Origin of the sequence: Streptomyces meridianus (genome assembly GCF_023703325.1) — a bacterium.
Classification (GTDB): Bacteria; Actinomycetota; Actinomycetes; order Streptomycetales; family Streptomycetaceae; genus Streptomyces; species Streptomyces meridianus.
Genome location: NZ_JAMQGM010000088.1, coordinates 1 through 2203 on the forward strand (window position 1 = coordinate 1; position 2203 = coordinate 2203).

Below are 2203 nucleotides of genomic sequence, written 5' to 3' on the forward strand. Positions count from 1 at the left end.
CAGCCGATTGCAAAGAATCACCATTTCCGTACTATCAGCAATCAGCCGGTGTCGAGTCGCCCGCACGATTCCCGTGCCCGCGTCACATGCGGCGGGTATCCGGGGCGACGAGTTCCAGGTCGGCGATGCTGCCCGACATGATCGTCCGCACGTGCTCGGTGATGTGCTCCGCAGGCCAATCCCACCAGGCCACCGCCAGCAGCCGGGCGACGTNNCGGGCCGGGTTGCCGCTGACGATCCCGTAGTCGGGCATGTCTGTGGTGACCACAGCACCGGAGCCGATGATCGCGCCGTGTCCGATCCGTACGCCGGGCATCACCGTCGTGCCGTAACCGAACCAGACGTCGTTGCCGACGACGGTGTCACCACGATTCGGCAGGCCGGTGAGCAGGTCGAAGTGCTCGGCCCACGAGCCGCCCATGATGGGGAAGGGAAAGGTCGATGGGCCGTCCATGCGGTGGTTGGCGCCGTTCATGATGAACCGCACTCCCGTGCCCAGTGCGCAGAACTTGCCGATGACCAGCTTCTCCGGCCCGTAGTGGTAGAGCACGTTGCGGGTCTCGAACGCGGTCGGGTTGTCCGGGTCGTCGTAGTAGGAGTACTCCCCGACCTCGATCAACTGGGACTTCACCAGCGGCCTGAGCAGCACCACTCGCGGCTGATCAGGCATCGGATGAACCACCGTCGGGTCGGCAGGCGCAGGCATGGCGAGCGATTCCTTATGGGTTGCGTGTCAGTATCCGGTCCCATGATCGCGCTACTGCGCCAACCCGAACACGATTTACCACCTGCAAGAACACGCACCTACTGTCCGTCGGTGACGTCCGGGTCTTGTAGCGGCCGCAGCAGTCATGGGGATTGGTAGGCGTCGTTGATCGTGTCGCGGGGGTTCTCACCACTGCGCCTGGCGATCACTCACTGCGATGTAAGTGAGCCTTCACCCACGGAATAGGCGACAGTTGAATACGCGAACTCACCAGTATCACACCTCTTTCCCGTCAGGGCCGTCGGGACCCGGTTCTGCGGAAGACCCCGGACGGGATTCAGCGGCGCCGGAAGCACCGCCACCGGCCGCCCGGGCCGAACCGGCGGATCGCCGCCCCCCGCACCGACCGCAACAGGCGCACGGTCCGGCCTGCCAACCGGCCGGGCCGCCACCGAACGCCGGCCCGCTGCGCGCCCCGCCCGTCCGGCAGGCCGAGCGGCGCGTCGCCCGCCGTCCGGGGCTCCGGCATCACGGCGGACGCCCCCGACGTGCAACCTCGCCGGACCTTCCGGACCTTCCGTGCCGCGCGGCCGGCCGGGCGCTCCCACAGCCGCCACCACGGCTCCGCGCCGTCCTCCGGATGCCTGCCGGGGCGGTGTGTCGTCCCCACCTCCCACACGGACCACGGTTCGGCGCCCGACTCCACCGGCGCCGGCCTCCCGTCCCGACGGGTCCCGGACCGGCCGTGCAGCATCCCCTCCCCCCTCCGGCCCAGCCACCACTCGCGCAGCACCAGCGCGCTGATCACGCCGATCAGCGCCGTCGTCACCGTCGCGGCCGCCCCCGTCGCCAAGGCATCCGGTCCGAAGCGGGCCAGCGCGCCCGTACCCAGCGGGCCGCCCGCCCAACGGGCGAGGAGCGCCGTGGCCGCTCCGCAGCCGAGCGCCGCGAGCAACCCCGTCAGCACCGTGCCCAGGCGGGTCATCGCACTGCCCGGACGGTCCACGGCCGACCGGGCGGTGAACCAGCCGGCAGTGAGCCCCGCGGCGAGGGGCACCGCAGCGGCACCCCAGACCAGCGGATCGCCGTGGCCGCCCTGGGGAACGGCCGCGAGCAGCGGGAAGGCCGCAGGCACCGGACAGCCGGCCGCCGCGGGGAGTCCGGTGGTACAGCCCCCGCCGAGCGCGAACCCGGCGCCGAGCCCGTAGGAGGCCGCCCAGACCGCGGCGTTGGGAACCAGGGCGAGCGCCAGGAGGAACAGCGCGAGACGGCCCGGCCACGGCTGGGACAGGGCCGGGAAGGACTGTCGGGCGGCGGTCCCGTGCCAGGCCAGTGAGGCGGCGACGAGCAGGGCCCCGCCGCCGACGAGCGCCGCGGTTCCGGCGGCTGCCGCACGCCCCGCGGCAAGAAGGCGGCGACGCGGCAGCCGGGTGCGCACTCCCAGGGGCAGCCGCCGGGCCTGCCGGCGCAGGGCGGGCGGGACGGGCAGCCGCGGCC

The 2203-nt window shown here is 72.1% G+C and carries 2 protein-coding genes; both read right to left on the reverse strand.

Annotated features, from left to right (window positions below; genetic code table 11):
* Positions 1–82: 82 nt before the first annotated feature.
* Positions 83–706 carry a CatB-related O-acetyltransferase gene (locus M1E25_RS25490; RefSeq protein ID WP_251419664.1) on the reverse strand — a complete coding sequence of 208 codons (624 nt, stop codon included), beginning with the start codon at positions 704–706 and terminating at the stop codon, positions 83–85.
* 337 nt (positions 707–1043) lie between these two features.
* On the reverse strand, positions 1044–2203 hold a 1160-nt coding region (locus M1E25_RS25495), incomplete at its 5' end, for a cell division protein PerM (protein WP_251419666.1).